Annotated in this window: 21 protein-coding genes and 2 tRNA genes; 19 read left to right on the top strand and 4 right to left on the bottom strand. The window is 54.1% G+C overall.

The features are described 5' to 3' along the window. Window positions 1-2 precede the first annotated feature (2 nt). The 9 genes from ACYZYZ_RS01580 (at window position 3) to ACYZYZ_RS01540 (ending at window position 6,797) form a co-directional block, all read left to right on the top strand. Window positions 3-78, top strand: a tRNA-Gln gene (locus ACYZYZ_RS01580). Window positions 79-134: 56 nt separating this feature from the next. Continuing rightward, window positions 135-1,067: a ribose-phosphate pyrophosphokinase gene (locus ACYZYZ_RS01575; protein WP_305170148.1), complete on the top strand. Its 933-nt coding sequence runs from the start codon at window positions 135-137 to the stop codon at window positions 1,065-1,067. Between the two features lie 91 nt (window positions 1,068-1,158). Next, complete coding sequence (locus ACYZYZ_RS01570) at window positions 1,159-1,812, top strand: 50S ribosomal protein L25/general stress protein Ctc (protein WP_461482991.1); 654 nt, start codon at window positions 1,159-1,161, stop codon at window positions 1,810-1,812. A gap of 44 nt (window positions 1,813-1,856) precedes the next feature. Then, window positions 1,857-2,441, top strand: a complete 585-nt coding sequence (pth, locus tag ACYZYZ_RS01565; protein WP_461482990.1) for an aminoacyl-tRNA hydrolase — start codon at window positions 1,857-1,859, stop codon at window positions 2,439-2,441. 35 nt (window positions 2,442-2,476) lie between these two features. Beyond that, window positions 2,477-3,568: a redox-regulated ATPase YchF gene (gene ychF / locus ACYZYZ_RS01560; protein WP_461482989.1), complete on the top strand. Its 1,092-nt coding sequence runs from the start codon at window positions 2,477-2,479 to the stop codon at window positions 3,566-3,568. A 54-nt stretch (window positions 3,569-3,622) separates the two neighbouring features. After that, window positions 3,623-4,852 carry a PQQ-dependent sugar dehydrogenase gene (locus ACYZYZ_RS01555; RefSeq protein WP_305169780.1) on the top strand — a complete coding sequence of 410 codons (1,230 nt, stop codon included), beginning with the start codon at window positions 3,623-3,625 and terminating at the stop codon, window positions 4,850-4,852. 32 nt (window positions 4,853-4,884) lie between these two features. Continuing rightward, complete coding sequence (locus ACYZYZ_RS01550) at window positions 4,885-5,112, top strand: acetyltransferase (protein ID WP_305169779.1); 228 nt, start codon at window positions 4,885-4,887, stop codon at window positions 5,110-5,112. An 84-nt stretch (window positions 5,113-5,196) separates the two neighbouring features. After that, window positions 5,197-5,273: transfer RNA gene (locus ACYZYZ_RS01545), tRNA-Met, on the top strand. Between the two features lie 243 nt (window positions 5,274-5,516). Next, entirely contained in the window at window positions 5,517-6,797 is a 1,281-nt protein-coding gene (locus tag ACYZYZ_RS01540; protein WP_305169778.1) for an aminotransferase class I/II-fold pyridoxal phosphate-dependent enzyme, read from the top strand. Between the two features lie 78 nt (window positions 6,798-6,875). On the opposite strand, the gene ACYZYZ_RS01535 is transcribed toward ACYZYZ_RS01540, so the two are convergent. Next, a complete protein-coding gene (locus tag ACYZYZ_RS01535) occupies window positions 6,876-7,214 on the bottom strand; it encodes a DUF1820 family protein (protein ID WP_305169777.1) in 339 nt (112 codons plus the stop codon). Window positions 7,215-7,372: 158 nt separating this feature from the next. Here ACYZYZ_RS01535 and miaB point away from each other — a divergent pair, with 158 nt between their 5' ends. From miaB to holA, 8 genes are all read left to right on the top strand, one after another. Further along, window positions 7,373-8,713, top strand: a complete 1,341-nt coding sequence (gene miaB, locus ACYZYZ_RS01530) for a tRNA (N6-isopentenyl adenosine(37)-C2)-methylthiotransferase MiaB (RefSeq protein WP_305169775.1) — start codon at window positions 7,373-7,375, stop codon at window positions 8,711-8,713. Window positions 8,714-8,857: 144 nt separating this feature from the next. Beyond that, entirely contained in the window at window positions 8,858-9,880 is a 1,023-nt protein-coding gene (locus tag ACYZYZ_RS01525; RefSeq protein WP_305170147.1) for a PhoH family protein, read from the top strand. A gap of 17 nt (window positions 9,881-9,897) precedes the next feature. Continuing rightward, window positions 9,898-10,350, top strand: a complete 453-nt coding sequence (gene ybeY, locus ACYZYZ_RS01520; RefSeq protein ID WP_461482999.1) for an rRNA maturation RNase YbeY — start codon at window positions 9,898-9,900, stop codon at window positions 10,348-10,350. A gap of 9 nt (window positions 10,351-10,359) precedes the next feature. Further along, entirely contained in the window at window positions 10,360-11,196 is an 837-nt protein-coding gene (locus ACYZYZ_RS01515; protein WP_305169773.1) for an HlyC/CorC family transporter, read from the top strand. A 32-nt stretch (window positions 11,197-11,228) separates the two neighbouring features. Then, window positions 11,229-12,734 (top strand): apolipoprotein N-acyltransferase, encoded by a 1,506-nt coding sequence (lnt, locus tag ACYZYZ_RS01510; RefSeq protein ID WP_305169772.1) that lies wholly within the window; start codon window positions 11,229-11,231, stop codon window positions 12,732-12,734. Window positions 12,735-12,837: 103 nt separating this feature from the next. Continuing rightward, window positions 12,838-15,321 (top strand): leucine--tRNA ligase, encoded by a 2,484-nt coding sequence (gene leuS / locus ACYZYZ_RS01505; RefSeq protein WP_461482988.1) that lies wholly within the window; start codon window positions 12,838-12,840, stop codon window positions 15,319-15,321. Between the two features lie 45 nt (window positions 15,322-15,366). Then, window positions 15,367-15,912: an LPS-assembly lipoprotein LptE gene (locus ACYZYZ_RS01500; RefSeq protein WP_461482987.1), complete on the top strand. Its 546-nt coding sequence runs from the start codon at window positions 15,367-15,369 to the stop codon at window positions 15,910-15,912. Then, window positions 15,896-16,945 carry a DNA polymerase III subunit delta gene (gene holA, locus ACYZYZ_RS01495; protein WP_305169769.1) on the top strand — a complete coding sequence of 350 codons (1,050 nt, stop codon included), beginning with the start codon at window positions 15,896-15,898 and terminating at the stop codon, window positions 16,943-16,945. The genes ACYZYZ_RS01500 and holA overlap by 17 nt, the downstream gene beginning before the upstream one ends. Here the strand turns inward: holA and ACYZYZ_RS01490 are convergent. Then, window positions 16,942-17,289: a VanZ family protein gene (locus ACYZYZ_RS01490; RefSeq protein WP_461482986.1), complete on the bottom strand. Its 348-nt coding sequence runs from the start codon at window positions 17,287-17,289 to the stop codon at window positions 16,942-16,944. The two genes, holA and ACYZYZ_RS01490, sit on opposite strands and share 4 nt — an antisense overlap. 125 nt (window positions 17,290-17,414) lie before the next feature. Here ACYZYZ_RS01490 and ACYZYZ_RS01485 point away from each other — a divergent pair, with 125 nt between their 5' ends. Then, the gene (locus ACYZYZ_RS01485) at window positions 17,415-18,062 is read left to right on the top strand and encodes a helix-turn-helix domain-containing protein (RefSeq protein WP_461482985.1); all 648 of its coding nucleotides are present in this window, start codon (window positions 17,415-17,417) and stop codon (window positions 18,060-18,062) included. Here ACYZYZ_RS01485 and murU read toward each other — a convergent pair. After that, the gene (gene murU, locus ACYZYZ_RS01480; protein WP_305169765.1) at window positions 18,059-18,784 is read right to left on the bottom strand and encodes an N-acetylmuramate alpha-1-phosphate uridylyltransferase MurU; all 726 of its coding nucleotides are present in this window, start codon (window positions 18,782-18,784) and stop codon (window positions 18,059-18,061) included. The two genes, ACYZYZ_RS01485 and murU, sit on opposite strands and share 4 nt — an antisense overlap. After that, window positions 18,781-19,821 (bottom strand): aminoglycoside phosphotransferase family protein, encoded by a 1,041-nt coding sequence (locus ACYZYZ_RS01475; protein WP_461482984.1) that lies wholly within the window; start codon window positions 19,819-19,821, stop codon window positions 18,781-18,783. The genes murU and ACYZYZ_RS01475 overlap by 4 nt, the downstream gene beginning before the upstream one ends. Window positions 19,822-20,005: 184 nt before the next feature. On the opposite strand from ACYZYZ_RS01475, the gene ACYZYZ_RS01470 reads away from it, so the two are divergent. Beyond that, window positions 20,006-22,654 carry an LPS-assembly protein LptD gene (locus ACYZYZ_RS01470; RefSeq protein WP_461482983.1) on the top strand — a complete coding sequence of 883 codons (2,649 nt, stop codon included), beginning with the start codon at window positions 20,006-20,008 and terminating at the stop codon, window positions 22,652-22,654. The last annotated feature ends 4 nt before the right edge of the window (window positions 22,655-22,658 follow it).

Here is a 22,658-nt window from a genome sequence, read left to right as displayed (position 1 = left end):
ACTGGGGTGTCGCCAAGTGGCTAAGGCAACGGGTTTTGATCCCGTCATTCGGAGGTTCGAGTCCTCCCACCCCAGCCATATTCCTTTGGGTTAGCTGCACCAAGACCCCGATCAGGAAAAAAGCCGTGGCAAATATGATGGTTTTCTCCGGGAATGCTAACCCGGAGCTGGCAAATGAAATCGCTCGCTACCTCAGCCTGAGTCTGGGTGATGCGCTGGTGTGCCAGTTTTCTGATGGCGAAATTAATGTCGAGATTCGCGAGAACGTGCGCGGTCGCGATGTCTTTGTGGTTCAGCCCACCTGTGTACCGACACATAAAAACCTGATGGAGTTGATGCTCATCATCGACGCCCTTCGCCGCTCTTCTGCGGGTCGCATAACCGCCGTACTGCCCTATTTCGGCTATGCCCGCCAAGATCGCCGCGTTCGCTCCATCCGCGTTCCCATCAGCGCCAAAGTGGTCGCCGACATGCTCACTAATGTAGGCGTCGACCGCGTGATGACCGTTGACCTTCACGCCGAGCAAATTCAGGGCTTTTTCGACTGTGCCGTAGATAACGTCTACGGTCTGCCCGTTATGCTCTCTGATGTTGAACGGCAGAATTATGAAGATCTGACCGTTGTTTCGCCCGATATTGGCGGCGTTGTCCGCGCCCGCGCCATGGCCAAACAACTGAACACTGACCTGGCCATTATCGACAAACGTCGTCCCGAAGCGAATCAGGCACAGGTAATGAACATTATTGGTGAGGTAGAAGGCCGCACCTGCCTATTGGTTGACGACATTGTGGATACTGCAGGCACCCTATGCAAAGCCGCCGATGCGCTCAAAGAGCACGGTGCGAAAAGGGTTGTTGCCTGCTGCACCCACCCTGTACTGTCGGGTAAAGCTATCGAAAACCTCGAGAACTCTTCCCTCGACACGCTCGTGGTCACCAACAGTATTCCACTCAGCGAAGCTGCCCGCCACTGCGGGAAAGTCCGCGTCTTGAGCCTGGCTCCGATGCTGGCAGAAGCCATGCGCCGGGTCAGCAATGAGGAATCCATCAGCGCTATGTTCGACTAGCGCTGTTTACTTAACTGCCCATCAGGGCTTATTTCACTCCCACTACGATTCTGGTCGCGGATCGCAATGGGAATAATTAGGAGTCAAGGCAATGTCCGATGATTTTAAATTGAATGCCATGGTCCGCAATGACATGGGGAAAGGTGCGAGCCGCCGCCTGCGTCGTGAGGCCAACCTGGTGCCTGCCATTATCTATGGTGGCAAAAATGCACCGGAAAACATCAGCATCGCGAGCAACGAGCTGGAACACGCACTGCAAAATGAAGCGTTTTACTCGCACATCATCACCATTTCGGTGGACGGTAACGACCAGGACGTGATCCTCAAGGATCTTCAGCGTCACCCGTCCAAAACCGTCGTGATCCATGCAGACTTCCTGCGCGTCAGTAAGACCCAGAAACTGCACACCAAGGTTCCCCTCCACTACATCAACGAAGATATCTGTGTCGGTGTGAAAATGGGTGGCGGTATCATTTCCCACAACATGACAGAGCTGGACATCAGCTGTCTGCCCGCCGACCTGCCCGAGTACATCGAAGTGGATGTCAGTGCAGTTGATATTGGCGGTGTTCTGCACATTTCTGACATTGCCCTGCCATCCGGGGTGGAAAGTGTAGAGCTGAGCCATGGTGCAGAGCACGACCAGCCCATCTTCACCATCAACAAGCCCAAGGCAGCTGTTGAAGAAACAACTGACGAAGAACCTGCAGACAAAGGTGATAACGAAGAGGCGTCCGAAGAGTAATCAACCACTCTTTCTGTCTTCAGAGACACCAGCAGGCCCCGACATTGGATACGCCCGTTCAGCTCATTGTGGGGCTGGGAAACCCCGGCCCACAATATGACCGAACCCGTCACAATGCCGGGGCCGATTTTGTTGCGGCACTGGCAAACCGCTACTCCGTAGAATTGACGCCCGAAAGCAAGTTTTTTGGCAAAACCGCCAAAGCTATCATCGATGGCGCTCCGGTGTGGCTGTTGATCCCCGACACGTTCATGAATCGCAGCGGCAAAGCCATCGCAGCGCTGGCCAGCTTCTACCGTATCCCGACGACAGCCATTCTTGTGGCCCACGACGAACTCGACCTCAGCCCCGGTACAGCACGCCTGAAATTGGGCGGCGGCCACGGCGGACACAATGGTCTACGGGATACCATCCAGGCATTGGGCAACAACCGAGACTTTGCGCGATTAAGGCTGGGTATCGGTCACCCCGGGCACGCCAGTGAAGTTGTTAATTTTGTGTTGAAACGCGCCCCGGCCAGTGAGCAGGAGCTCATCGAACAGAGTATTGATCAGGCGTTAGATGTCATTGGCGATACCGTTGCCGGACGCTGGAACGACGCCATGAAAAAACTTCATACCAATAACTAGGCCCACCGGGCAGAAACAGTATTCAGGAAATCATTATGGGTTTTAATTGCGGAATCGTCGGCCTGCCCAACGTGGGCAAATCCACCCTGTTCAATGCGCTGACCCAAGCGGGTATTGACGCGGCAAATTTCCCATTCTGCACCATAGAACCCAACACCGGCATTGTGCCCATTCCAGACCCACGGCAGGACAAACTGGCTGAGATCGTCAAACCTGAACGCATCATTCCCACCACCATGGAGTTTGTGGACATTGCCGGCCTGGTTGCAGGGGCATCGAAGGGAGAGGGTCTCGGCAACCAATTCCTTGCCAACATCCGCGAAACCGACGCCATTGCCCACGTGGTCCGCTGTTTTGATGACGACAACGTCGTGCACGTGGAGGGCAAGATCAACCCCGCCGCAGATATCGACGTAATCAATACTGAATTAGCCCTTGCCGACCTGGAAACGGTTGAAAAAGCTCTGCTGCGATCCGCCAAGGCTGCCAAGGGTCAGGATAAAGACGCCATCGCCCTGAAGGCTGTACTGGAAAAAATCCTGCCACATCTCAACGAAGCCAAGCCATTACGTTCCTTTGGCCTCGACAAGGATGACCTGAAAACCATCCGCTCCCTGAGTCTGCTGACACTGAAACCCACCATGTATATCGCCAATGTCGATGAGGGCGGTTTCGAGAACAATCCATATCTCGATCAAGTACAGGCAATTGCCGACTCGGAAGGGGCTGTGGTCGTACCCATCTGCAACAAACTGGAAGCAGAAATCGCTGAATTGGAAGACGAGGAAAAACTCGAATTTCTGCAGGAAATGGGTATGGAGGAGCCGGGACTTAACCGCGTGATACGCGCTGGTTATTCCCTACTAGGGCTGCAGACTTACTTCACCGCCGGCGTCAAGGAAGTCCGCGCCTGGACTATTCCTGTTGGTGCCACAGCCCCTCAATCTGCCGGAAAAATCCACACTGACTTCGAAAAAGGCTTTATTCGCGCGGAAGTCGTAGCCTACGACGATTTTGTCGCCTGCAAAGGTGAGCAGGGTGCCAAGGACGCCGGCAAATGGCGCCTCGAAGGTAAGGACTACGTGGTCCAAGACGGCGACGTCATCCACTTCCGGTTTAACGTCTAAACCCAAGCCTCTAACTGCCGGCATGGGAGACACCCATGCCGGACTGTCATACGGGTGCGTAGCTTCTATAATGAAGCGATGCACTATTCACTCAGGATCTTCACACTGCTGCTGTTACTGCTTGTTCTGGCAGTTTTCCTCGCCACTCGCTTTGTGCCGGGACTGCAGATCAGCAGCTTCGCCGTCATTTTCAATTCTATCTCGGGTGCCGGCAGCCCGGAAACCAGCCACCGCATCGCTGATTCACTGGTTATAACGCCTGGCTTGCAACTTACAGTATTTGCCGACAATCTCACCAGACCACGGATTCTAAAAACCGCCCCCCATGGCCAGTTGCTGGTCAGCTCACCCCCTACCGGTTCGATCATCCTTCTTGCCGATACCAATAGCGACGGACAGGCCGATAACAACCGGGTGATTCTCTCCAACCTGAAACGCCCTCACGGTATCGAGATTTTTGATGACGGCAACACCAGCTGGCTGTATGTGGCAGAAACCAATGCCGTGGGGCGCGTGGCGATGGACTGGACATCCGGCGAGCCAGTGGGCGACTACCAGCGACTGATCACCGACCTACCCCCCGGCGGCGGCCACTGGACACGGAGCATCCGCTTTGGCCCTGACGGCCTGCTGTATTTAACTGTCGGCTCAAGCTGTAATGTCTGTGAGGAATCAGACCCGCGCCGTGCTGCAATGATGCGCTACCAACCGGATGGTAGTGGCGAGGAGATTATTGCTACCGGCCTGAGAAACAGTGTCGGCTTCGACTGGACACCCTGGAGCAACCAACTCTACGCCACCGATAACGGACGCGATATGCTGGGGGATCATTTTCCACCCTGTGAGCTCAACCTGATTCAGGCTGGCGGGTTTTATGGCTGGCCTTATATCAATGGCTTCGGGAAGCTGGACCCCGATCTCGGCCAGGGTAAAGAATCTTTGCTGACATCCAGTCTTTCACCGTCCTATGGTTTTCCTGCCCACAATGCACCCCTGGGCATCCATTTTATGCGCCATAGCAACAGACCGGAAACTTTCCAGCGCACCGCCTTAGTCGCGCTGCACGGCTCCTGGAACCGCAGCGAGCCCGACGGTTACAAGGTGGTTGCTTTGCGCTGGGACCAGCAGGGCACTATCAGTATCAAAGATGTTCTCACAGGCTTTCTACGACAAAACCAACAGGTGATTGGTAGACCTGTGGATATAGAAGAAGGGCTCGATGGCAGTATTTATATCTCTGATGATTACGCTGGCAGCATCTACCGCATGCTATATATAGATTAACTCTCTACAAACAATCACCAGGAGGGAACATCATGTTCATGAAAGAGGAACCTTCCGGTCACCTGGTTGAAATTCTGTCTTTGCAGGATCTGTTCGATCCTTTTCGCCAAGACGTTGCCGGGCGCTATCGCTACGGGGAAGAAGCGCAGGAGCCGGAAACCATCCCTAAAGCACACCTGGTTTTTCTATCCGGGGAATCCCTGCCCCAATGCTGGCTGGACCCCCATTATCGGGATCATGAATTGCCCACGAAAGGATAAAAGCGTCGCGCAACCGACTGCGGAAAACGCCTTGACAACCCCTGGCAAAATCGAGAAAATTCGCGCCCTCTCTAAAAGAGCAATGGCTACGTAGCTCAGCTGGTTAGAGCACAGCATTCATAATGCTGGGGTCGGTGGTTCAAGTCCACCCGTAGCTACCATACAAGATAAAGGCTTAACACCACAGGTTGTTAGGCCTTTTTTGTGAGCAATAATACACCAGGATCGATATTCGTCTCTTCGCCCGAAGCCAGGTTTTTGGGCTTCAACGAGAGAGGTGGTCAACAGGTGAATGTATTACAATGTACCCGTTTTATCGGCTGACCCAGCGCCATCAACAACCCATAGGCTGTTGAACTGAACCGGAAGACACCTATCAATCACCCCGTTTACGAGGAAATCAAGTGTACGTCGAACAGGCAACCCGCGAGCAGTTGCAACAATGGCATAAAGAACTTACCACCAACCACCAGTCTTTTGTGGCAGGAGGTCTCAATCTGGACCTAACCAGAGGCAAACCCTCTGCCAGCCAGCTATCCCTGGCCAATGACCTGGATGGAGCTCTGAAAGGCAACTATATCGCCGACGACGGCACGGACACCCGCAACTACGGCGGCATTGATGGACTCCCCGGCATGAAGGCCTTGGCCGCGGATATTCTCGGCGTCAAAGCCGAAGACATTCTGGTCGGCGGCAACAGCAGCCTGACCTTAATGTATTTCTCAGCCCTGTTTGGCTGGCAATTTGGCTTCACCGGTCCCACATCGGCATGGCGTAACGAGGACAAGGTAAAATTCCTCTGCCCGGTTCCCGGCTATGACCGCCATTTTGCCATTTGCGAAGAACTTGGCATTGAAATGGTCAATGTGCCCATGGATGACAACGGCCCTGACATGGATGTGGTTGAGTCTCTGGTCCGTAACGACCAGTCCATCAAAGGCATCTGGTGCGTCCCCAAATATTCCAACCCAACGGGCTGTATCTACAGCGCCGAGACGGTAGAACGGCTGGCCAATCTGGGCACCATTGCTGCCGATAATTTCCGTATTTTCTACGACAATGCCTATGTGGTTCACGACCTGACAGATGATCCTGCGGAGCTGCCCAATATCATGGATTATTGCCGAAAAGCAGGCACTGAAGACTCGGTGCTACAGTTCGGCTCTACCTCAAAAGTCACATTTGCCGGGGCTGGGGTTGCCTTTATGGCCGCTTCGGCCGTCAATCTGAAGGCCATGAAAAACCATCTGGGAATCGCCACCATCGGCCCGGACAAGGTAAATCAACTGCGCCATCTCCGTGTCATCAGCAACGTACAACAATTGCGCGCTCATATGATCAAGCATGCAGAATTGCTGAAGCCTCGCTTTGCCTGCGTTCTGGACCACTTGCAGAAAAATTTTGCGGATTCTGATCTGGGCAGCTGGAGCACCCCTGAGGGCGGCTACTTTATTTCCTTTGACACCCGTCCGGGGCTGGCCAGTGAAGTAGTGAAACTGGCAGCAGAAGCAGGTGTCAAGCTCACCCCTGCTGGCGCAACCTTCCCCTATGGCAAAGATCCACAGGACTGCAATATTCGCCTGGCCCCTTCTTTCCCCACTGTTGAGGATATCGACAAGGCCATGGCCGTCTTCTGCAACTCGGTCAAGCTGGCATCGGTCAGCCAGCGCCTTCAGGCCGGCTAGCTAACAGCGGCACCCAAGAAATGACCAATAAAAAGGGCAGCTTTAGCTGCCCTTTTTATTCGCGAACCCTGATATTGTTCAGTCGCCTTTATTCGGGTTTGGCACCAGATTGGGGTAAGGGAACGGCGTAATATTGCCGGTACCTTTTACCTCGCTCACCTTGCAAGCGCCTTCCTTTTCCACTTCATCAATACGCACCACGGCATGCAGAGGAATAAAGCTTCGTTTCACCGATGCAAATTCAGTTTTGAGTTTTTCTTCGGCCGGGTCAACGATCATTTGTGAGCGCTCGCCAAACACAAACTCTTCAACCTCAAGAAATCCCCAGAGATCGCTCTGGTAGACTTGCCGAGCATAGATTTCATACATCTCGCCCTGGTTGAGAAACATGATTTTGTAGATGGGAGCTGAAGCCATGTCGCTTGTCTGTCCAACGGTTATTCAAGGGGGCGAGAGAATACCACAATTTGTGCAAATTTCATCCAATCACCCCGATGTGTATGGGCTTCCTCCACGTCCATCGCTATAATGCGCGACCCGAGCAATTGCCCATAAATTAAACACTTGTCCTCACCATGCCTGAAGAGAACGTTAAAAAGCTGCACATTGTGACCCACGGTTGCCAGATGAATGAGTACGATTCATCGCGTATGCGTGATCTGCTGGGTGATAGCTATCAGATGGTGTCAACGGACAATCCGGAAGAAGCCGACGTCATCCTGCTTAATACTTGCTCCATTCGCGAGAAAGCGCAGGAGAAGGTATTTCACCAGTTGGGCCGCTGGAAACACCTGAAAGAATTAAATCCCGACCTCGTCATTGGCGTCGGCGGTTGCGTGGCGAGCCAGGAAGGTGAGGCCATCGCCAAACGTGCACCCTATGTGGACCTCGTCTTTGGCCCCCAAACCCTGCACAGACTGCCGGAAATGCTGTCCGAGAGAAAACAGGGTGACGGCACAACCATTGTCGATATCAGCTTCCCGGAAATCGAAAAGTTTGACCGACTGCCCCAACCGGATGCCGACGGTGTCAGCGCTTTTGTCTCAGTAATGGAAGGCTGCTCAAAATACTGCACCTTCTGCGTGGTGCCCTATACCCGTGGCGAGGAAGTCAGTCGTCCCGCTGAGGATGTTCTGGCCGAAGTCGCTCATCTGGCCAAGCAAGGTGTCCGCGAAATCAATTTGCTGGGCCAGAATGTGAACGCCTACCGTGGAGAAATGCCCGACGGCCATATCTGCGACCTGGCTGAACTGATCACCTATGTGGCGGATATCGACGGCATTGACCGTATTCGTTTCACCACATCTCATCCGGTTGAGTTCTCCGACAGCCTGATTGCAGTCTATGCCCAGGTTCCAGAATTGGTCAGCCACCTACACCTTCCAGTGCAGAGTGGTTCTGATCGGGTGCTGGCTGCCATGAAGCGCGGGCACACCGCCCTTGAATACAAGTCAAAAATTCGAAAGTTACGGCAAATCCGCCCGGACATCAGCATCTCATCCGATTTCATTGTGGGCTTCCCGGGAGAAACGGAGAAAGATTTTGAGGACACCATGAAGCTGATTAACGATATCGGCTTTGATCACAGTTTCAGTTTTATCTACAGCGCCCGGCCCGGCACCCCTGCCGCAGATCTTCCAGATGAAACCCCTGAAGCAGTGAAAAAACAGCGCCTGCAAATTTTGCAGAACCGTATCAACCAGAACGCCATGCGTATCAGTGAAGAGATGGTCGGCAGCCAGCAGTCCGTTCTGGTGACCGGCATATCCAAGAAGGACCCCGGCCAGCTCCAGGGCCGCACAGAAAATAACCGGGTGGTGAATTTCCCCAGCCAGGACCACAGCCTGATCGGCCAATTTGTAGAACTTGCCATTACAGAAGCCCTGCCCAATTCGTTACGGGGCATGCTGGCATAACCCACAAATAACCTGAAAATATATAAAAATTCCTAGTTGCCCGTATTTTTGTATATAAACACCGCTTAAAAGTATTTGCAGGTCTTACCAAAGGGGATATGCTAAGTAAAAGTCACTGCCGCAGAGGGCGGCCTATTGGCAAATTTGAATAAACTGACAGCAGTACACACCATTACTCTCGAGCCTAGCGATACTCGACGACTTGCAACACTCTGCGGCCAATTCGACGAACACCTTAAACAAATAGAACAGCGGTTGAATATTGAAATTCGTAACCGCGGCAATGTCTTTGCACTTTATGGTGACAACAGAACAACCCAGGCGGCCGGAAAGCTGCTACACAACCTTTATCAGGAAACCAACAGCAACGGCGATCTGACACCCGATCAGGTTCATCTTGCCATCCAGCAATCCAACACAGAGATGCCTATGGAAAACTATGCTGCCAATACCCCGATACATGCCCCCAATGGAGAAAACGTGGAAAGCTTTACCGTCATCCGCACCAAGAAAGGCAACATCAAGCCGCGAGGGGCGAGCCAGCAGAAATATGTTCGGGCTATACAGACCCACGATATCAACTTTGGCGTCGGGCCTGCGGGTACGGGTAAAACCTACCTGGCGGTCGCCTGTGCAGTAGAAGCGCTGTTGCGTGATGAAGTCGAACGCATCCTGCTGGTGCGCCCTGCCGTTGAAGCAGGTGAGAAGCTGGGTTTTTTACCCGGAGACCTGAGCCAGAAAGTCGATCCTTATCTGCGCCCGCTATACGACGCGTTGTATGAGATGCTCGGCGTTGAGACCGTCGCCAAACTGATCGACCGCAACGTGATTGAAGTGGCACCACTGGCCTATATGCGGGGCCGCACGCTGAACAATTCCTACATTATTCTCGACGAAAGCCAGAACACCACCCGTGAGCAGATGAAAATGTTCCTGACGCGTATCGGCTTTGGTTCCACTGCGGTCATTACCGGTGACACGTCACAAATTGACCTGCCCCGCCGCAGCCAGTCAGGCCTGCTGCATGTGTGCCAGGTCCTGAAGGACGTTGAGGATATCAGCTTCACTTTCTTCGGCTCCAAGGATGTGGTCCGCCACCCCCTCGTCCAGCAGATTGTAGATGCCTATGACATCCATGAGAGTGAGGCAGGCGACGAACAACCGTGACGGAACTCACCCTGGATATGGAGAACGTCTCCTCTGCTGTTAGGGTGCCAAACGAGGACCAGATATTCCAATGGGCATCTGCCGCTCTCAACGACATTGACAGGGCGCTGGAATTAAGCGTTCGAGTCGTTGATGAAGCCGAGAGCGCCGAGCTCAACGAGCATTACCGTCACAAAACCGGCCCCACTAATGTATTATCGTTTCCGGCTGACCTTCCGGATGAACTCAATCTGCCGCTGTTGGGTGACTTGGTCATCTGCGCGCCGGTGGTCGAGCAGGAAGCCATCCAGCAAACCAAAACTGCTGAGGCCCACTGGGCGCATATGGTTATTCATGGCTGCCTGCACCTGATCGGCTACGACCATGTACAAGATGACGATGCAGAAGTGATGGAAACACGTGAAACCAATATACTTGTAGGCCTAGGATTTCCTCCTCCTTACGAAGAGACCCTATCCAAGAGCAATTGAAGAACCCAAATGACTGACGACGATTCGAGTAGCTCACAGGAAAAAACCTGGCTGGGCAAACTGGCCAACGCATTCTCCGGTGAGCCGCAATCACGGGATGAGCTCGCAGGTACTCTGCGGGCTGCTTACGAAAACAAGATTATCGATCACGATGCCCTCGAAATTATTGAGGGGGCATTGCATGTCTCGGATCAACAGGTCCGGGAAATCATGATCCCACGTTCCCAGATGGTGGTTATCCAGCACGACGCCAGCCTGGAAGACATCCTCAAGCTGGTCATCGACTCCAGCCACTCTCGCTTTCCGGTTATCGGTGACAATGCTGACGATATTACTGGAATCCTGTTGGCCAAGGAATTATTGCCACTGGTTCTCACCGGGCGGGAGAACTTCGACATGGCAAAAGTCGTCCGCCCCGCTACTATTATCCCAGAGAGCAAGCGACTCAATGTTCTGTTAAGGGAATTCCGAGAACAACGCTATCACATGGCCATTGTAGTCGATGAATATGGCGGCATTGCAGGCCTGATCACTATTGAAGACATCCTCGAGGAAATTGTCGGGGATATCGAAGACGAGACTGACGAAGACGAAGGGGCCATGATCAGGCCGCAATCGGATAAGACGTATCTCGTCGATGCACTGACCCCGATTGAAGATTTTAACGAATATTTCGATACCGGTATCAGCGATGAAGATTTTGACACCATCGGCGGTATTATCGTCCAGGCTTTTGGCCGCATGCCAAAAGTGGATGAATCCGTCAGGGTCGACAATTTTCTTTTTCGCGTCGCCGAAGGGGACAGTCGCCAGGTGAAACTGCTTGAAATGAGCATTGCCAACTAAGCCACCCACTCCTTCAGGGACGACCGTTCACCATGGCCACAACCCCCTCGCATCCCGGCCTTAAAGGCCATATTGCCGCCCTGCTGTTCGGTGTCATGCTGCCCTTTTCAATGGCGCCCTGGAACTGGTGGCCCGTTGGCCTTCTGTCGATAGCCGGCCTTCTAATCCTGCTCCGCCAGCTGTCATCAAACGCCTCTTTCTGGCGAAGCTTCTGTTACGGACTAGGCCTGTTTGGTTGCGGCGCCTCTTGGGTGTTTGTCAGCATTCACGATCATGGCCAGGCCTCCGTATTACTGGCTTCATTACTTACCGGCCTGTTTGTCATCGCCCTGGCGCTGGTATTTGCAGTGCCCTTCACACTTTACGGTGCAGGGCTCAACCGACATGCGGGCATGATGGTGATCACTTTCCCCGCGATTTGGGTATTGGGGGAATGGTGGCGTGGCTGGATCTTCAGCGGCTTTCCCTGGCTATACCTGGGCTACGGCCATCTCGACACCTGGCTATCTGGCTGGGCACCCATTGCCGGAGTTCTCGGCATCAGCTGGGTTGCGGCGCTGAGCGGCTCATTGATAGGCATTATTGTGTTGCCCCGCCAGAAGTTCACCCTGAGCAATTTTGCTGTTCTGATTGCGCTATTCTGGCTGGGAGGCTGGTATTTACAAAATGAAACCTGGACCCGGCCCGTAGGGGAACCGCTCAGAATCGGCATCCTGCAGCCAGCACTCCCCCTGAACGTAAAGTGGGACAGTGATCAGCTGAACAACATACTGACGCTATACCGAGAAGAGACTGAGCCGCTCCTTGGAGCAGACTTGGTGATCTGGCCTGAATCAGCTATTCCGGCTTTTTCCGACGAAGTAAAACCATTTTTAAAAGAGATGGCAGCTGAAGCCATTGATCAGGACACTGGTTTGATCACTGGCATACCAACCCGCGCATTCGGCCAGCAGTACTTCAATTCTGTCATCGGACTGGGCATCGCCAGCGGTACTTATCACAAACAGCACCTGGTGCCATTTGGGGAATATGTTCCCTTCGAGCGCTGGCTAAGGGGTACCATCGCCTTTTTTGATCTGCCGATGTCGGCATTCAGCCCCGGCCCTGCGACACAAGCTCCCATTACCGCCAACGGCATCGCCATCGGTACTGCCATTTGTTACGAAATTGTCTTCCAGGACCTAGTTGCCCGCTCTGCCCGGGAGACCAACCTGTTGCTGACAGTAAGCAACGACACCTGGTTTGGTCGCTCTATCGGCCCCCACCAGCACTTTCAGATGGCGCGTATGCGTGCCATGGAAAACCGCAAACCCTTAATTCGCGCTACCAACGATGGCATCACAGCATTGATCAGTAGCCAGGGGGAAGTGGTCGCCAAAGCTCCCGCCTACTCCAGGCAAACACTCAGCGGCTACCTGACCCCAAAACGCGGCACTACCCCCTTCACAGAGAGAGGTTCTTTGCCTGTTTTGGCACTGTGCCTGCTGACACTTCTTATGGCTGCGTTTACCCAGCAACGCAGCGGCAACCGTCACTGAAGCAGGCTATTGACGACGAGTAGCAATCGGGCTGTGTCTGCTGTTCCCTTTAGCCTATAATTGGCGGCTTTTCCGGCCCTGGGCCCAACCACCAAGACAAACAATGAAAGAGCAATACCACCCCCTAGAAGTTGAAACAATCGCCCAGCAACACTGGCACGACAGTGGCGCGTTTAATGTCACTGAACAGCCAGACCGGGAAAAATATTACTGCCTTGCCATGTTTCCCTACCCCAGTGGCAAGCTGCATATGGGCCATGTTCGCAACTATACGATTGCCGATGTCATTGCACGTTACCAGCGCATGCTGGGGAAAAACGTGCTGCAACCCATGGGTTGGGATGCCTTTGGCCTGCCGGCCGAAAATGCTGCCATCAAGAATCAGACAGCGCCGGCCAAATGGACGTACGAAAACATTGACTACATGAAAGCCCAGCTCAAGCGCCTGGGCTTTGGTTATGACTGGTCACGTGAGTTAGCCACCTGCAAGCCTGAGTACTATCGTTGGGAACAGTGGTTTTTCACCCGGCTCTACGAGAAAGGCCTGGTCTACAAAAAAACGGCCGCAGTAAATTGGTGCCCCAATGACCAGACAGTTCTGGCCAACGAACAGGTCATTGATGGCTGCTGTTGGCGCTGCGATACCACTGTTGAGCGCAAGGAAATACCCCAGTGGTTTATCAAGATCACCGACTACGCCGAAGAATTGTTAAACGACCTGGACAGGCTTGATGGCTGGCCCGAACAGGTGCGCACCATGCAGCGCAACTGGATCGGCAAAAGCCGTGGCGTGCAATTCAGCTTTAACCTGGACAGCCCTGTTGCAGGTATCGACAGCTTTGCGGTCTACACTACTCGACCCGATACGCTAATGGGCGTCACCTACGCGAGTATCGCTGCCGAGCACCCCATCGCCCTGGCTCTGGCCAAAAACAATCCGGCGCTGGCGGAATTTATCCAGAGCTGCAAAACCCAATCCGTGGCAGAGGCCGATATGGCCACCATGGAGAAAAAAGGCATGGCGACCGGCCTGAATGCCCTGCATCCCATCACTGGAGAGCCCGTACCGGTATGGGTCGCCAATTACGTGCTAATGGATTATGGAACCGGCGCCATTATGGCCGTGCCGGCCCACGACGAACGGGATTTCGAATTTGCCAACAAGCATGGACTCGCCATAAAGCAGGTTTTTGAGCATACCGATAGTGGTAACCATCACTTCGACCCGCAAAATTGGAGCGAGTGGTATGCCTCCAAGGCAAATGACGTATCGATGGTGAATTCAGAAGATTTCAATGGCCTGACACCCGCCGAGGGCTTTGATGCCATCGCCGCCAAGCTTGAAGCTTTAGGCTGTGGAGAAATCGTGACCAACTACAGGTTGCGGGACTGGGGTGTTTCCCGGCAGCGCTACTGGGGCGCGCCGATTCCCATGTTTAATCTCCCGGATGGCGGTGAAATTCCGGTTCCGGCCGACAGGCTACCGGTGTTGCTGCCGGAAGATGTGGAAATGGATGGCGTACAATCACCCATCAAAGCCGATCCCCAGTGGCGCAAAGCGGAGCTGAACGGCAACCCTGTTGAGCACGAAACTGATACCTTTGACACCTTTATGGAATCCAGCTGGTATTACGCCCGCTATACCTGCCCCGATTATCAGGACGGCATGCTGGACAGCGCCGCGGCCAACTACTGGCTGCCTGTTGATCAGTATGTCGGAGGTATTGAGCACGCCATTCTGCACCTGTTATATGCCCGCTTTTTTCACAAGCTGATGCGCGACGAGGGCCTGCTCTCTTCAGACGAGCCGTTCACCAAACTGCTCTGTCAGGGCATGGTCCTGAAAGACGGCGCCAAAATGTCCAAGTCCAAGGGCAATACCGTCGACCCACAGCAACTGATTGACCAGTACGGTGCCGACACCGTACGCCTATTCACCATGTTTGCCGCCCCACCGGAGCAATCACTGGAATGGAGCGACTGTGGTGTTGAAGGCGCTCACCGCTTTCTGCGCAAGCTCTGGAAGCTGGTCCATGGGCACTTGCAAGCTGGCGCACCAGCCCCGCTGAATGCCGAGGCCCTTGAGCAAAATCATAAAGACCTGCGCCGTAAAACCCATGAAACCATCGCCAAAGTCAGCGATGATTACGGTCGCCGGCAAACATTTAACACTGCCATTGCTGCCGTAATGGAGTTACTCAACGAGCTTAACCGCCTGTCTGACAGGGAATCCGCCAATGGTCTCGCAGTGGAAAGAGAAGCCCTGGATGCTGCGGTGTTGCTACTGGCGCCAATCGTTCCCCATATCTCCCATCAACTCTGGCACGCTCTGGGACACAGCGAAGAACTGCTCGACAGCCCCTGGCCGGTTGTCGATGAAGCGGCGCTGGTGAAGAGCACTATCCAGATGGCGGTTCAGGTTAACGGCAAGCTGCGGGCACAGATTGATGTCGCGGTCGAGGCCAGCCGAGAGTCCATCGAAGAAACAGCGCTGGCCCACGAGAACGTTCTTCGCTTTACGGAAGGCCAAACCATCCGTAAAGTAATCGTCGTTCCCAACAAGCTGGTGAATATTGTTGCCAATTGAGAGCCGCCAAATCAGGGCGAGCGAGCAAGACGTTAAGGATTATCCATGAAAAAATTGAGCTGCCTGCTGATCACAGGTCTATTGGTTGCCGCCACCCTCTCCGGTTGTGGCTGGCACCTGCGCGGCACGGCACAAGTCAACAACATTTCCAGCGTGCACATCAGTGCAGCAGATCGCTTCAACGACTTCTACGGCTCCCTTAGCAGATCGCTGGAAGCCAACGATGTCGTTGTGGAAAACAATGCCACAAAGGCCCAGTACAGCGTAGTGATCCTTGACCAAAGCAGCCGACGCCGCACCGGCTCTGTTAGTGTCAGCGCCAGAGTCTCCGAGTACCAGTTGACGGAAAACGTGACCATCATGATTCTCGACGGTAATGGTAAAACCCTGTTGCCCAGATCAACACTCACGGCAGAACGCTATTTCGACTTCGATGAAAACGATGTGCAATCGAAAGAGGGTGAAGCGCAGATGCTGAAGCGGGAAATGCGTGACGACCTGGTACGCCAGATCATTATCCGCTTGAATGCCGTCGCCAATCGTCCGGCCGCCTCCAGCACATCGGCGGAGCAAGATGCGGCTGCGAACTGAGCAGCTTTCCGAACACCTTGCTCAGGGGCCGTTGGCCCCTGTCTACCTGATTAGCGGTGATGAACCCCTACTAGCTCAGGAGGCTGCCGACCATATTCGCAATACAGCACGCGCTGAGGGCTTTAACGAGCGCGAATTACTCCACGCCGAGCCGGGCTTCGACTGGGACACCGTACTCACCGAAGCCAATAGCCTGTCCCTGTTCGCTGAAAAAAAAATCATTGAACTGCGCATTGCCAATGGCAAACCCGGGGACAAAGGCTCCAGGGTATTGCAGGAATATGCGGCCAACCCCAGCCCTGACAACCTGTTACTGATCATCACCCCCAAACTAGAAAGTGCTGCCACTCGCAGCAAATGGGTTAAAAGCATCGAAGCTGCCGGAGTCTTTATCCAGGCGTGGCCCGTACCTCCAGGTCAGCTACCGGCCTGGATTGGCAAACGACTGCAGCAGGCCGGCATACAAGCCAGCAGGCAGGCTGTGGACATTCTGGCCGACCGGGTGGAAGGCAATCTGCTGGCCGCCGTGCAGGAAATCGAAAAGCTGAAACTTCTGCTGCCCGAGGGTGAAGTCGATGCCGCAACAATGTCCACCGTGGTAGCAGACAGCGCCCGCTTTAACGTCTTTGCTCTGGTCGACAAGGCCCTGGAAGGGGATGCCCAGGGGGCCAGCCGCAACCTCAGGGGCTTGAGAGACGAGGGCACCGATGCAACGGTGATTCTGTGGGCCCTGGCCCGTGAATTGCGCACCCTGATCAAAGCCAGGGAATCATTGGATGCGGGCGACCATATGGACTGGGTGCTAAAAAATCTCGGCGTCTGGGAAAAGCGCAAACGTCCGGTGAAGATGGCCCTGAAACGCCTGCCGATCAATCACCTGAAACAGATGCTGCGACTGGCCGGTGGCATCGATCGGGCAATCAAGGGCATGCGCACAGCCAACCCCTGGGATGACCTGACCACCCTGACCCTGATGTTTTGCGGCAGCCCGGTATTACAGCCTGCCAATTTGCGCCTGGCACTCAGGGATTAACCACAACAGCCCTGGGATGGTTGCTTTTTGAGCACCCATAACCACCCCACCAGTAATCCCGCCATATCCGCCACTGCATCCCAGGCTTCCATTGATCGGTAACCACTCAGTCCTTGCAGCAACTCAATCGCAATACCGTAGCCCAGCAGCCTCACAAGCAGCTTGTTCCGATAACCCGCCTGGGGAAATGCTTTGGCGCCCAGCAAATACAGCAGCAAGAAAGTGACACCATGGAGCACCTTGTCCTGCCCTGGCAGCATGCTGCCAGGCCCCGAGGGTAACAACATAATAACCAGCACGGCGCAGAGGCTGCCCACAAAACACCACCGCCAAACAGATCTCATTGTTTACCCCTCATTCAAATACCGCATTGAACAAACTCCGTGACACACATTACAGCAAATCAACCCCGCACCGAAGTTTGTATATACTGCCATGGTATGGCGGCGCTTTTCACCGAGGATAGCCCATGAGCAAACAGCCCGATAACCCCAAAGAAGAGGAAGTGAGCGCACTTGAAGGCTTGAGTGTTTTCCTGGATGGATGGAAGGAGCTATCCACATCAGCACTGAAATACGCCGCCGAAAAAACCCGTGACCAGGCTGCCAAAACCATTATGCAATCACCTGAGCAGTTGGAGCGCATGGGTAAAGCCGGGCGGTCATTGCGAGACCTCAGGGAGGTTGCCGGACTCACCATTAACGAGCTGGCCAGCGCCATCGACCTGAAAGACCCGAGCTTGCTTAAAGCTGTGGAAGAGGGGAAAGCTGCACTCCCCCTGGAGATCATTCTGAGGCTGGCATCCCTCTATTCCCGAAATGATCCGCTGCCCTTCATCGTCAAATATGTGCGGACCTACAGCCCGCGTGTTTCGGAGCTATTGGAAAAAATTGGCATCGATCGTCTGGTCATCACGGCGGAGAGAGAAGTCCAGCTGCTGAAAATCTACCGCAACCGCGACGCCGCCCGTAAACTTTCAGACGAGGGTTTCAGCAAAGTACTGGCATTTACCGATCAGGCATTCGAAATGGCACTGCATTTCGCCCAGGAACAGGAAAAGCCGTCTGATACTCAGGAACAGCCCGAATCTCCTGAAGAAAAAAAACCGTCAGTCTAGCCGGCCTTCAGTAGAGTCTTTTTTCCGGGCACCACCGCCGAACCAGTTACCAGTGTATTGAGGGCTTCGAGGCGCTCCAAGGTACCCACATCCCACCAGGTCCCCGTAAATACCTCACCACTCACATAACCATCGCGAATACCCCCTGCCAACACTTCACGGATTGGAAAACGCTCACTGGCCGAGCTGTACATGGCAAAGATTTCCGGCCTCATCACGCTGATACCGCTGAACGTGAAAGTCGCCTGATCCTCTGTGGGATAACGGACACACTGCTGGCTATCCAGGACAAAATCCCCGTTGGGGTGATGGGCAGGATTGGGAACCAACACGAGGTGGGCATCCATTTCCTCAGTCCACTCCCTTTGCACCAAATTCTGCAACGGGTAATCCGTCCAGACATCACCGTTGACGACCAGGAACGGTTCTCCACCTAACAGAGGCAAGGCCCGACGGATACCACCGCCAGTCTCCAGTGGATCACTTTCTCTGGACCACTTGATGTCCACACCAAACCGGGAACCATCTCCCAGAAACGACTCGATCTGGTCACCGAGCCAGGAGGTATTGATCACCAGGTCTCGGACTCCGGCTGCTGCCAGGCGCTCTATGTGGTATTGAATCAGGGGTTTGTTGGCAATTTTTAACAGCGGTTTTGGGGTGTCATTGGTCAGGGGACGAAGGCGTTCGCCAAATCCGGCGGCCAGAATCATAGCTTTCATAGTAGTTCCCGTTGCGAGTCACCGGCCTGCTGCCAGGGCTGATACCAGGACTGGCTTTCTGCAACAGGCAACACCCGCTGCTCAAACCAGGCTCTAAAGTCTTTCAGCTCCGAATAGGAGTCCAGCTGTTCCAGGGTGTAGCGGATAACGAGAGGCAAGTCATTGAGGTAGCCCGCCTTTCCATCACGCAAAAACAGGCGGGCAAAAATACCCAAGACCTTGATATGCCGCTGCAACCCCATCAGATCAAACCAGCGAAAAAACTGCTTGTCGGACACCGGGGTAGCGATGCCGGCAGCTACTGCACGCCGATAATAATTAAGCGCCCGCCTAGAAACCTCTCCAGCGGGCCAACGAATATAGCAGTCCCGCAACAGGGACACCAAGTCATATGTGAACGGACCTGTGACCGCATCCTGAAAATCGATCACGCCAATATCACTGTCACCCAGCAACATCAGGTTGCGGGAATGATAATCCCGGTGCACCAGAACCGCTGGCTGTGATAACGCACTATCAACAAGTATTTCAAACGTTGAGTCTATCAGCTGTTGCTCAGAACCGGAGAGCTCGACACCCAGCAACTGTGTGACAAACCATTCTGGAAACAGGTTCATTTCCGCCAACAGTCTCGAGTGGTCATAAATCGGTATCAAATGACCGGCAACGTCAACCTGCTGAATAGCCAGCAGTGTCGACTCGGCTTTTGTATAAAGTACATCCACTGTCTTTTCATTAAGCAGGGGCAACAGCAGCTGGTCCCCAAAATCCTCCAGCAACAGGTAGCCCCGCTCGAAATCCACGGCAATAATCTGTGGCGCATGAACACCCTGGCCCTTGAGCAGCAAAGCAATATTGACAAAGGTCTCGTTGTTTTCATGCTCTGGAGGTGCGGAAACCGCCAGTAACGTGGGATGGCAGCTCACCCGGTAATAGTTGCGAAAGCCGGCATCGCCGCTAAGGGATTGTAGGGAAAGCGGCGTGATAGGTCGGTATTGATCAGGCAGATAGCTTTCCACCCATTCTGGGAGGCTCAAATCAGCAGCCATATTTGAAGGAACTGGTAGAAAAAAGGTGCCTCATTCTACCCCAAACCCTCGCATGATGTCGCAGAATGGGTAAAATGTACCGTCGCGTTAAAGCCACTGCCCGCCAGAGAGATCACGGATCATAAGAATGCCAACAACACCGAGTCATTTCCGCACCAGGCTCTACCAAGCTATGCGTTCACAGTTTGTACAAACATCCACTCTGATTCTCTCCGGATTGCTGTTAGCTCCTTCAATTCATGCAGAAAGCAGCTCGGGCAAAATGCAGTGGGAATGTAAAGCTTCGCCTAGTGGTGAGTGGCAATGTGGCGAGCGCTCCTTACCCGGCAGGACATTCTCCCGTCCCACCCACCCCGAGCCGGAAGCCTATGAGCCAGAGCCCGATGATGACGGCCCCAAAGTAGAACTGGCCCGCAACCTGGACTGGGTGGAACAGGATGCGCTGACCGAAGAACAACAGAAAACCATGGCACCGGGATGCTGTGGCGCTTATGTAGAACCCCCGCGGGACTACCCTGAAAGTGACCTGGACCCTGCAGACGCCCCCCTCCGAGTGGCGTCTGAAACCACAGAGGTGGAACAGGAAAATGTCGCGCACCTGCGTGGCAAGGTACAACTGACCCAGGGGTATCGTCAGGTACGCAGCCAGAATGCCACCGTTGACCAAAACACCCGAACAGTCGACCTGGACGGCGATGTTCAATTCCGCGAACCCGGCTTGTTACTCACCGGTGACCATGCACAGATCAACATGGACACCAAGGACGTCACCATCGATAACGCAACCTACCTGTTGCACGAATCCAATGTGCGTGGCACCGCGACCCAAATGAATCGCCGCGATGCCGTATTCTATATCGACAACGCCACCTATACCACCTGCGAACCTGGCAGTAATGCCTGGCAATTGGTCAGCTCCGAGGTTGATATCAACCCCGAAACCGGCATTGCGCACGCGAAACATGTTCGCCTGGAAGTCAAAGACATTCCCATCATGTACGCGCCCTGGCTGCGTTTCCCCATTGATGACCGGCGCGCCTCGGGCCTGCTGTTCCCCAGCTTTCAATTCGGCGATGAGAACGGCATTGATTTCGCGCAGCCCATTTATCTGAACCTGGCACCTAACTACGATGCCACCATCACGCCCCGTTACATTCAGGAGCGCGGCCCGATGGCTGAAGTCGAGCTGCGCCATCTGTCGAAACTGACCAACACGGTGCTGGGCGGAGCATTTCTCTCCGATGATGACGGTGGAGATGACGACGATGAAGAACCCGATGTTATTACCGGTGATCGCAACTACGAGGGCGAAGACCGATGGCTCGTGAGTGTTGATCACGAAGGTGGCTTCGGCAAACGCTGGAGCACGCTTGTTGATTACACCAAAGTCAGCGACAGTGACTACTTCCGCGACCTGGACAATACCACCCTGGAAGTCAACAGCCAGACTCACCTGAAACAGGTGGCTTCCACCAGCTATCGCCTGGACCACTGGTTCTTTAACATCAAGGGACAAAAATTCCAGACGCTTAACGATGACTTTCGCCGCATCGAGCAGTACAAACAACTTCCCCGCGTGGATGCCAATGGCGATTACCGCTTCGGCGACTTTCTGGTCAACCTCGACAACCAGTACACCTATTTCGACCACAATGACGATGACAACCTGGCGCCGACCAACACCTATATGCAGGACGACCTCGGCACCTTCGTCACCGGTGAGCGTCTGCGCCTAAATTACAGTGTTACCTGGGACAAGCAATGGGCCTGGGGCTATTTCCGCCCCACCGCCAAAGTCAGGCACCTGACCTATAACCTGGACGACCCCATCATGGGGCAGAATGATGACAGTCCGTCTGTCACCGTCCCAACTGGAGTCATTGATGCCGGTATCTACCTGGAGCGGGACACCACCTGGCTGCAGGGCTTTACTCAGACTCTGGAACCGCGGGTGTACATGGTCCACACCAAATACGAGGACCAGAGCGACATTCCGGATTTTGATACCTCGCTGATGACCTTCAGCTATAGCCAACTGTTCCGCGATGATCGCTTTACCGGTGGCGACCGCATTGGCGATACCGAACAAATCTCTGTCGGCCTGACCAGCCGCCTGATTGATCAGAATACCGGCGTAGAATGGCTGCGAGCCAGTTTTGGCCAGATTTTCTACCTGGATGACAGATACGTCACCCTCAACCCCACGCTGAACAAGTCCTTCCTGAAAGCACTGGGTGATCCCGACAGCCTGTCTGCCGCACAGCGTGAAGTGGCCGCCGACATGCTGCGAGATGAATCTGCCTATGCAGCAGAAATTGCCCTGCGCCTGAGCGAAAACTGGCGAGCCCAGGCCGACCTGCTCTACGACGAAGACGACAGCCAGCTGGACAGAGGCACCGCCAGCCTCCGTTACAACGACAGGAACAACCGCCTGTTTAATGTCAGCTACCGCTTCAACCGCAGGATTCCTCGCATTGTTGGCAATGAAATCATTGATACGGATATCGAACAGGCCGACTTCTCCACCATGCTACCCATCGGTCGCAACTGGAGCCTGATCGCTAAGCACAATTTCGATCTGACCAACAGCCGTGAACTTGAGACGTTTTTTGGTTTCCAATATGACAGCTGCTGCTGGCGATTCAGCCTTCTCGCCCGTCGCTGGTTGGATCGGGATGACTACATCCTGCTGCCGGACGAAGACCTTGAAGAAGATGATGGCATTTTCTTCCAGATACAGTTCAAGGGACTGGCTGGCAGCGGCCGAAAAGTAGATGCCCTCCTCGAAGATGGCATCTATGGCTATGTACCGACCGAATAATTTC

It is taken from the genome of Porticoccus sp. (genome assembly GCA_023261185.1).
In the GTDB taxonomy this organism is placed as follows: domain Bacteria; phylum Pseudomonadota; class Gammaproteobacteria; order Pseudomonadales; family Porticoccaceae; genus Porticoccus; species Porticoccus litoralis.
This window is presented reverse-complemented; position numbering and strand designations above follow the sequence as displayed.

Excerpts from the sequence above, each read along its gene's own strand:
- ACYZYZ_RS01575 (WP_305170148.1), top strand. The coding sequence starts at position 135 with ATGATGGTTTTCTCCGGGAATGCTAACCCGGAGCTGGCAAATGAAATC.
- ACYZYZ_RS01570 (WP_461482991.1), top strand. The coding sequence starts at position 1,159 with ATGTCCGATGATTTTAAATTGAATGCCATGGTCCGCAATGACATGGGG.
- ychF (WP_461482989.1), top strand. The coding sequence starts at position 2,477 with ATGGGTTTTAATTGCGGAATCGTCGGCCTGCCCAACGTGGGCAAATCC.
- ACYZYZ_RS01550 (WP_305169779.1), top strand. The coding sequence starts at position 4,885 with ATGTTCATGAAAGAGGAACCTTCCGGTCACCTGGTTGAAATTCTGTCT.
- ACYZYZ_RS01535 (WP_305169777.1), bottom strand. The coding sequence starts at position 7,214 with ATGGCTTCAGCTCCCATCTACAAAATCATGTTTCTCAACCAGGGCGAG.
- miaB (WP_305169775.1), top strand. The coding sequence starts at position 7,373 with ATGCCTGAAGAGAACGTTAAAAAGCTGCACATTGTGACCCACGGTTGC.
- ybeY (WP_461482999.1), top strand. The coding sequence starts at position 9,898 with ATGGAGAACGTCTCCTCTGCTGTTAGGGTGCCAAACGAGGACCAGATA.
- ACYZYZ_RS01515 (WP_305169773.1), top strand. The coding sequence starts at position 10,360 with ATGACTGACGACGATTCGAGTAGCTCACAGGAAAAAACCTGGCTGGGC.
- lnt (WP_305169772.1), top strand. The coding sequence starts at position 11,229 with ATGGCCACAACCCCCTCGCATCCCGGCCTTAAAGGCCATATTGCCGCC.
- leuS (WP_461482988.1), top strand. The coding sequence starts at position 12,838 with ATGAAAGAGCAATACCACCCCCTAGAAGTTGAAACAATCGCCCAGCAA.
- ACYZYZ_RS01500 (WP_461482987.1), top strand. The coding sequence starts at position 15,367 with ATGAAAAAATTGAGCTGCCTGCTGATCACAGGTCTATTGGTTGCCGCC.
- holA (WP_305169769.1), top strand. The coding sequence starts at position 15,896 with ATGCGGCTGCGAACTGAGCAGCTTTCCGAACACCTTGCTCAGGGGCCG.
- ACYZYZ_RS01490 (WP_461482986.1), bottom strand. The coding sequence starts at position 17,289 with ATGAGATCTGTTTGGCGGTGGTGTTTTGTGGGCAGCCTCTGCGCCGTG.
- ACYZYZ_RS01485 (WP_461482985.1), top strand. The coding sequence starts at position 17,415 with ATGAGCAAACAGCCCGATAACCCCAAAGAAGAGGAAGTGAGCGCACTT.
- murU (WP_305169765.1), bottom strand. The coding sequence starts at position 18,784 with ATGAAAGCTATGATTCTGGCCGCCGGATTTGGCGAACGCCTTCGTCCC.
- ACYZYZ_RS01470 (WP_461482983.1), top strand. The coding sequence starts at position 20,006 with ATGCGTTCACAGTTTGTACAAACATCCACTCTGATTCTCTCCGGATTG.